The sequence below is a fragment of the Microvirga calopogonii genome, assembly GCF_003347665.1.
In the GTDB taxonomy this organism is placed as follows: domain Bacteria; phylum Pseudomonadota; class Alphaproteobacteria; order Rhizobiales; family Beijerinckiaceae; genus Microvirga; species Microvirga calopogonii.
Genome location: NZ_QDGA01000161.1, coordinates 1 through 8,417 on the forward strand (window position 1 = coordinate 1; position 8,417 = coordinate 8,417).

At 60.3% G+C, this 8,417-nt stretch carries 5 protein-coding genes and 3 pseudogenes; 6 read left to right on the plus strand and 2 right to left on the minus strand.

Translation table 11 applies throughout. The features are described from left to right. Positions 1–256 precede the first annotated feature (256 nt). The 3 genes and pseudogenes from DDF70_RS34345 to DDF70_RS38520 form a co-directional block, all read left to right on the plus strand. Entirely contained in the window at positions 257–1,987 is a 1,731-nt protein-coding gene (locus DDF70_RS34345) for an HrpF/NolX family T3SS translocon protein (protein ID WP_205772614.1), read from the plus strand. 20 nt (positions 1,988–2,007) lie between these two features. Continuing rightward, positions 2,008–2,532, plus strand: coding sequence for a hypothetical protein (locus DDF70_RS34350; protein ID WP_114949032.1), 525 nt, complete (start codon positions 2,008–2,010; stop codon positions 2,530–2,532). 442 nt (positions 2,533–2,974) lie between these two features. Beyond that, positions 2,975–3,149, plus strand: a pseudogene (locus DDF70_RS38520) (IS30 family transposase); the annotation flags it as partial. A 137-nt stretch (positions 3,150–3,286) separates the two neighbouring features. Here the strand turns inward: DDF70_RS38520 and DDF70_RS38525 are convergent. Beyond that, positions 3,287–4,905: pseudogene (locus DDF70_RS38525) on the minus strand (ISL3 family transposase); the annotation flags it as partial. Next, the gene (locus DDF70_RS34365) at positions 4,880–5,062 is read right to left on the minus strand and encodes a hypothetical protein (RefSeq protein ID WP_205772617.1); all 183 of its coding nucleotides are present in this window, start codon (positions 5,060–5,062) and stop codon (positions 4,880–4,882) included. The gene DDF70_RS34365 and the pseudogene DDF70_RS38525, both read right to left, overlap by 26 nt. 127 nt (positions 5,063–5,189) lie before the next feature. On the opposite strand from DDF70_RS34365, the pseudogene DDF70_RS34370 reads away from it, so the two are divergent. From DDF70_RS34370 to DDF70_RS34380, 3 genes and pseudogenes are all read left to right on the plus strand, one after another. Next, positions 5,190–5,861: pseudogene (locus tag DDF70_RS34370) on the plus strand (IS110 family RNA-guided transposase); the annotation flags it as partial. Between the two features lie 445 nt (positions 5,862–6,306). Then, a complete protein-coding gene (locus DDF70_RS34375; protein WP_162820881.1) occupies positions 6,307–6,873 on the plus strand; it encodes a TetR/AcrR family transcriptional regulator in 567 nt (188 codons plus the stop codon). Between the two features lie 1,295 nt (positions 6,874–8,168). Next, a partial coding sequence (locus DDF70_RS34380; protein ID WP_162820665.1) for a hypothetical protein occupies positions 8,169–8,417 on the plus strand: 249 nt, incomplete at its 3' end.

The window sequence follows — 8,417 nt, forward strand, 5'->3', positions numbered from 1 at the left end:
CGCGGCCGCATCCTGAATCGATTCTTTGGAGTTAGTCAGGTTGTCGAAAGCTGAACCGGTCATGATGAGATTCGGGACGCAGCGATCGTCGGCCAGGTGGGCTGGAAAGAGAATGTGGGGCGATCAACAAGCAGTGCACTCAGAGCACGGTTGTGGAGGAGTTGGTAACCCGGCGAATGCTCATCACCATTATCGCTGGTGACTACATATCGTGACGCCCTTGTCGCGGATGCAACTTCATGTCTGAGGAGCCACAATGCCAGTCAGTAACGCCAACATCCTTTTCTCGCAGTCCGCTCAGACAAGGTCAGAGCCGGTATCGGCTTTCGACGAGACTCAGCAAAGCGCATCTCGGTTTGAGGCGATGCTGATCATGTCCCTGCTAGAGGACAAGACCTGTCCGTCGGAACTCCGTGACCCGCTGGCGCGGGAATCCGCTTCGACGGCGGGAGCATTGTCCCGGGAGCATTCGGAATCCGTGTCAGATGCCGAGTCGTCGTTGGAGTACTTGGCCCAGCACCCATTGGACCTGCTGCCGCAAAATATGAGGGTAGCTATTGAGTCGATGGATCGGGGGCCGGAGCCCTCTGAGATCGCCAACCCTTCTGTTGCACAGGCGCCCGTTAAAAGCGAGAGAATCACGTGGAATAGCGGCTCACTGACCCAGGCCGAGTTGGAGATTGTAGCAGTGCTGAACCGCCACAAGGACCAAGCTCCACTCAGTTGGGATTCATTGGCAGATAAAGCCAACGATCCCTCTACGCCCCCGGATTTGAAAGCGGCGATCAAGGGATTGCAGCAGGATCCAGAGCTGTTTTATGCGATCGGCTCGCAGGGCGATGGCCGCTGCGGTGGCAAGATCACGGCGAAGGACTTGTCCGGATTCTCCCGCCATCACTCCCAAGTTGCCGAATTTCAGGATAAGCAGGCACAAAGCTACGTTCAGAACTACATTCCATCCGACAGCACGGGTGATCCGCAGCCGTCCGCCATGACTCGGAGCGACGCATTACGCGAGCTTTACCGATACTCTGAAAACCTGCCCGAAAACTTGAGTCTGGCTGAATTCAAGCAGATCGTCGAGGGTGAATCAAAATCTGGCAAATGTCCACCCCAGGTCATTGCGGCGGCTCAGTACTTCGTCAGCCACTCGGATGAATGGAAGCAGTTATATGGTGGTGGAATAGACAAGGTGCACAAAGAGGACTTTCTTCAAGTCGCTTCTTCGTCGATGAGTCTCACGCGTACCGAGCTTGAGACGTTAGAAACAATTAAGAGCAATCAGGACGCCTTCTTTGGAAGCGGTGACCTGACGCGTGACAAGCTCGCGAGGATGGCGGAGGACAAAAGCCTCGACCCGAAAGTGCAGGAGGCGGCCTCTCAGTTGCTCTCTGATCCTCTGCTGTTCAGTCAGCTTAACAATGCGATCACAGGCTATGAGACCAATAATTCATTCTTCGACTTCGGCGGTGGCCACACGGTCGACTCCGGTGACATCAGCAATGAAGACTTTGCTCAGTTCTACCAAAGCATGTCGCTGGCGAACCGCACGGTCCAGCAGTCAAAGACCCATGTGCCCGAAACCGCTGCGGAACAAAACGCGGTTTCGGATATGCTGGCGGGCCGGACGGACCAGCCTGACACCAAGTCACCGAAGAAAAACGGTGGGGCTTTTATTCACGCCGTCGGGGACGCGCTCAAGATAGTGTCGCCAGTGCTCGATTGGGCGGCGACGGCGGTGGGTTTGTTGAGCTTCGTTCCAGTGCTTGGCCAAGTGGCCGATGCCGTCTCAATGGCGTTTGCATGTGAGGCGCAGGCAGCAAATCTTCTCCGCACTGCCATTACCGGAGGCAATATGAAGCAGAGGCAAGAAGCTGGAATGAGTATCGGAGCGCAAGCGCTCAGCCTCGTCGCGGGGCCGAGGCAAAGTTGGCAATATATCTTTGATCGTATGCCAAGAGAACACTTGAGTGGGGTGATGCATTGATTAGCCTCCCTAATCGAGCGGTGATCGCCGCTTGCGGCTTCATCTCAGCTTTTGGGCTGACGGAGCCTGCTCTGGCGGATCCTTTCACCAGGGCGCCGGGTGATTACGGCACGATTGTCAATAACGTGTTGACGCGAGCCGGGACCGAGCTCCGTCTCGACCTGAAGCGGTGCGAAGATGCTCCTTCGATACGGTGCCGTTTCTCGTCTGGCTACGTCGATATCCTCGTTGAAGGCCGTGACCAATCGCGGGAGATGCAAATCGAGCGAATTATCATCGCGGCGGACATTCTGAAGAATCATCCGGCCGTTCAGCCTCATGTGATCGTCACGGATGCCTTCATCGCTCTGACTGCCACAATGATGGTCTTTGACCCTGATCTTCCCCCAGACCGACGCAGCGCAATGGTCTCGCGGCTCGTTACGGCAGTTCACGCGTCAGGTCATGGCGAGGACAGCGGCATTGCGGCCGACTACGTAGTCGACCTGCATCAAGGGGTCAGCACATGGCTCGTCATGAACGTAACTCCGAAGAGTGCTCCGTAGGAAGATGCCGGACTGGCACGATCAAGCACCATCCACAGATCGGTCTCGGGTCCTGAGAGAGGCAGGATGCAATGCGGCTAGGGGCTCATGCTGAAACTGTCCTCGAATTGCTGTATCTCAGGCTCAACCTCGGCCCAAAGCCGCTGGCCGACCACCCGGCGGGCGAAAAGATTGAGGGCGACAGCCAGATAGGGCCAGCTCTCGTTCGTCCACACGGACGAGATATGGGCCGCCCATCTCTGGTTCGGTTCCTTGGCCGAGAACTCCTGCGCAAGAAGGTTGCGTCGGACCAGGAAGGCTATGGTGGCCGCCGGTCGTGTGCCTGAACCGCTGCTTCTGCTGATCTTTCAAGCCGTTCTCCCGCATCAGCCGAGTGGTGCGGCGGCCGACCTCTAGGCCTTCGTCCTAGAGATTACGGGCCATGTGCAGACTGCCGTAGGTCCCATGGGGGTGGGGACGCAACGAGAACACTAATGGCTTGCCGCGGCAGTACTTCCCGAAGAGGTCAGTCAGATCTGTTCGCCTAGAGCCAAAGCGCCTTGGATCCGGTTGCACAGAGGCTCAATGCCCGGCCAAGAAAAACCCTTAGCTTCCAAACTCTAATTAGTCGGCCCTGAATAATGCGGTGGCACGAGGCCGGCGCTGGATTTCAGGCCACCTGCGAAGTATCTGGCTGCGCGGATGAACTCATTAGGGCGGCCAGGAGCCAGGTGATCTTCCCCCGATTGTGTGGCTCTCCCGCACTTTGCGTGGATTACGCTGCCAAGAGCACCCGGCGGCGCAGGAGATCAAAGCTGGCGCGTCCATACATGGAGCGCTTCAGGAGCTTAAGGCGCGTGATCTGACCCTCAGCTTGCCCACTGCTCCACGGCTGCGTCAGTGCCGCGCGAACCGCAGCTCCGTCCTGCTCCAGGCCGGCGGCAAACGTCTCGATAGCCTGGATGCCTGATGACTGAGCTTCAGCAATCCATGTCGTCAGAGCCTTGATGGACGTCTGCTCCTTGTTACGGGACTGGCGCTCACGACAACATTGACGGATGAGGATGCAGAAGCGCTCGGCGAGATCGGCCACAGTCGCAGCCTCGGGACATTGGCGCACTCGGGCGAGGACGGCAGCCTCCGTTGCATCAAGTGCTGTCGCAGGGCGCACAAGAAGCCATGCAAGTTGCTTGGGCGAGGGAAGCGAAGCCTCTGCCGCGGAACGTGTCGGACCGGGTGAGTGCCATTTGCGGGCTGTCGTTTTCGCCGGAGCCGTGCGACGCTCGGCCATCCAACGATAGACCTGCTTGGGGGAGCCGGCAAAGCCGAGATCCCGTAGTTCACGCCAGAGGGCAGTGGCGTTCTCGTATCCGGCGGCCAAGCGGGCATTGAGGTGGGAGAGATACGGATCAAGAATACTCGGCCCCAGTTGGCGCACGGCTCGCTCGGGAAAGCTTTCGGCCTGAGCAAACCTCCTCACCGTGCCGCGCGCCAGGCCCATCGTGTGGCTGATCGCCAACAGCTTCTCTCCACGGGCATGTCGCTGCCGGACTTCCTCATAGAGAGCCTGCCAACGAGCCCGGCTGTCAGTACTGGCGGCCTGCTCGGCCCGCGTCCGAGGGTAGGCGCGGGTTCGCCGTCCTGAGGTCCCAGGGGAGCGCTCGATGAGAGGCAGACGCCGCAACCGAGCATGGGCTCCTGCCAGCCAGCGCTCGAGCATCTGGCGGGCATTTAACAGCAGATGCCAACGATCCGCGACTTGGATGGCCTTGCAGGCCGTGGCAGCGCCGCGGGCGTATTCACTGGAGCGGTCACGGGCGATGATCCTGACATAGGGGTGCGCCGGAGCCAGGCTGAGAAGGTCGTTGCGGATCGGTCGGGCAAAAGCTCAATCGGCTTCCGGCGCTCCAGGTCGACCAGAATGGAGCTATAGGTGCGGCCTTTCTTCATCGCCCAATCGTCAACACCGACGATGCGCGGCGGTTGGCGCGTAGGAAGTGGCTGATCCCGAACGAGGCGGAGGATGGTATCGGCGCTAGCCGGCATGGCGAGATGGACAAGGAGCCTGGCAGCAGCATCACCTCCCAACGCGATGCCGATCCGTCCCTGTGCCTTCGCCAGCCGCTGTGTGCGTCGGGCATAAGGCTTGAGAAGACGCCGGAGAGGCTCCGTAAAGGTTTGCTTCGAGCAAGTGTGATTGTGGCAGTAGAAGCGCCGCACCCGAACGCTGAGACGAACCTCACGCCCGGAGGACGGGAGGTCCGTCGGCTGCCGGACATAGATCACGCGAAACACGCATCCGGCCTGCGGCGCGTGCCGACCCGGGCGCCCGCGCGGGTGAACAGCTTCTCCTCCAGGGCGGCATCGGTCAGGTCGTCCGGCAGCGGCCAGGCCAGCCCAGCCCAGCCACCTTGGCCCGCTGGATGGCATCGCGCACGGTCGAGCGCGCCGCGCCGACGATCCGGCCGATCTCGCGGTCGCTGGTTTGGCTGGCGTGGAGCCGCAGCACTTGCCGCATCTGTCGCATGGTCATCGCTCTGTTTGCTGGCATCGCGTCCTCTCTGGTGTAGAGGTCGCAATGCCCCGGTGCAGCAGGGTTCTTCAGACCGATCCCTGGACGGGATCAAATCGGAAGGATGGACGGCTTCAACTCGGAGCGGTGGACGGATTGCGTCGGTATCATCCACCAGCGCACCCAGCTGACCAATGCGATCCGCGGCTATGCCGCCGAGTTCGGGCTGGTGGCGGCGAAGGGGCTGTGCAAGATCGAACCGCTGCTGGAGCGGATCCGGGCGGATGACACCCTGCCGGTTCTGGCGCGGGAGCTGTTTGCGATACAGGCCAAGGAATACGCTCAGCTGCAGGCCCGGCTGGAAGAGGTGGAAGACAAGCTGATGGCCTGGCATCGTGATGATGCGTGCAGCCGACGTCTGGCCCAGATCCCCGGCGTCGGGCCGATCGGGGCCGCGAGGCTGGTGATGAAGACGCCGAGCCCCGAGGCGTTCCGCTCGGCTCGCCACTTTGCCGCTTGGCTCGGCCTGACCCCGAAGGATCACTCCACCGCCGGCAAGGTGCGGCTGGGCGTGATCACCCGGGCGGGCGACGAGGCCTTGCGCAGCGTGCTGGTGGTCGGCGCCATGCTGGTGGTCGGCGCCAGGGCGGTGATCCGACAGCTGCGGCGCGGTCAGAGTGCGGCGCCCTGGCTGGTGGAATTGCTCAAGCGCAAGCCGCCAAAGCTGGCCGCGGTGGCGCTGGCCACCAAGATCGCGCGGATCGCCTGGAAACTCATGCTGACAGGCGAGGTCTACAAAGCGAAATCGGCCTCGCCCGCAGGGGTGAGCGCAGTTTAGAGATCAGCCCGATCTCGGGGGCCTCAAGTCCTCCCGTGTTGAGCTGCTGCCGGAACTTGCAAGGGAGTGAGCAGATGGTGTGATCGATCGATCCGAGATGTGAGAAACTCCGTAGATCCTATCGGCTGTGACAGGTCGCCCCCATGCTTGGAACTCACGTCGCGGAAACCATCTTGGCCGTGGTCACGTGTGACCACAACAACAGGCCGGACATATGGGCGCAAGCGATCCGATCAGAGTACTTGCCCGATGCCCTTGCGAGGAGGAAGCCGTCCACAAATAGCATCTGTAGTGCTTCTGTAATGCTAATCCCGATCTCAACATCATGAGCGAACCGCACCGAAGACCCTTGGTGGCGCGGTCATGCTTTCGCCTTGACACTGGAAGGCTGAACGCCGATATGGCGAAACCACTTCTACCGGATGGGTTGAGCGCAAGGAGAGCAATGGCGGGACGTGTTCGAGGCCGTAAGAGTTCCCGCGAGAGGATTCTCGACGCGGCTGCGGAGCTGGTGAGCGAGATCGGTTCGGGACGGCTGACACTGGACACAGTGGCCGAGCGGGCCGGTCTCAGCAAGGGTGGGCTTCTCTACAACTTTCCCACCAAGGACGCGCTGCTCCAAGGCATGGTCCAGCGCATCGTCGACGAGGTTGCGGCAGAGCGGGAGGCGCTCCGCGCTCAGGCCGAGCCCGGGCGCAATTTGGAAGCCCGCCTGTGTACGGCGGCGCTGCTCAAGCTGCGTCAGGGCAGGACGAAGGAGATCGCCAATGGCATGCTGGCCGCCTCGGCCGAGAGCCCGCACCTGCTCGATCCCGTGCGCGAGGTCATCCAGGCGACCCTGGAGAACCTGAAAGCGACATCGGACGATCTGGACGCGGCGCTTCTCGGCTGGCTGACTATTGAGGGCCTGAATAGCCTCGAGATGCATGACCTCAGCCCGTTCTCGGAGGAGGAGCATGAGCGGGTCGTCGAAGCGGTCAACCGCCTGCTCGTTAGAGGAATTGCTGAATAGAGCGCCAGGCGCAGGGCAGACGCATCGGATTGGACGCGCGACCCCCATCTTCTATGCTGCTTGAGGCGGCACGACGTGGGTAGCGAAATGCCACGCCAGACGTTGGGCCCTCCAAGAGCTGACATGCGGCCTGGAACTCACACATGAGAACGCCCTGACAGAGTTAGCCGTGCGGAGCTCGCTGCCAGGGTGCTTGTGTGATGCCGGTTGCAACACCACGCCGCTACAATGAACTACGAACATCGGAAGTGCAACCGAATGCTGTGCACAAGTACGAAGCGCCCCGGCAAAAGGCTGAGCACCAGACCGTTCACCAGAGCGCATGCGATGTGTTCCGGCATCGCAGGTTCGGTGTAGAGGCGCGCACATGCGGCCGATGTGCGGCGACGCACTCCATCCGATGTCAGAGCGCTCCTTACCCCTCCTTGCAGCCAGATTGTCAGTCGGTGCGGCTGCGATCGACACCGGTGTCGCGCGAGATTTGGGAGATCACCTCTCTTCGATCATAGCGAGCAGCGGCAGGTTAGCTGCGTCTGTCTGATCTTATCCAGGCAGGCAATCTTGCATGACCAATTCACCTGGCTATCAACGTTGAGCAAATATCTTCGTGACTCTTTTACAAGGTGCTGCGACGGGCTCCTGAAGAACTTATACCGAATACGTTTTCACCACATAAGGACATCGGGTGCTCAGCAGATAACGTGCAGCGATCCGGCGAAATGATTTATGACTCTGTCTCGGACCCTGTGCCAGCTTGGAACATTGGCGTCGATTCCGCGGGAATAGGTCATTTGAACAGTATCGCATACTTCAGTGAGAATGGGATTACCAGCGCAGCGGGGTTAGGCGCCAGCAGGAGTTGCAGTCTTGTCCGCGTTTGTTCTCTTCAGTGGCGCTGAGAGAATTGCCTTGGTGAGGAACTCGTAGACGGCTTGTGGTCCGCACGCGTTCTTCCGAGCGGCGCAGTCTTCGAAGAATCTGACATACTGGTCGCATCGGGTTGAGCGCTGCTGCTTCGGAGCCTCCGCACATTGAGTGTAGGCCTGCCGAAGAGCCGGTGGCGGATCGAACGATTCAAAGACCTCCTGGGCGGGCGTTCGAGTGAGCTTTTCATGGGCAAGAATAAGGCCGGCCGGACCCGCGAGGATGAGGATCGCTATGAAGCCGTGATGGATCTTTCGCATCGGCTTACGTCGGGCCTTTATGGTTAAGACGGAGTTAACCTATTCCCCATGACATAGACGCGTGTAACTGCATAGCATAGCGGACTATGCCGAGCCTAAGGATGCGAATTGATGACAGAGCGCTCCGAGCGAGAGGACGATCAACCTGAAACAGATGCAAAGGCCAGCACACCGCAGCTGGATCGACTGGAGCAGCTGGCCAATGCCGCTGCCACTGCCGCCCAAGCAAAGCAGTGGCGCGCACGCAAGAACGGTATCAATCAAGAGGAGGAAGCATCGGAGGTCCGCGACCTCAGTAACAACGCTGAGGCCCGGGCTCGGGCAGAGGAAGCGATGCGGCAGATGATGGCAAAGCCACAG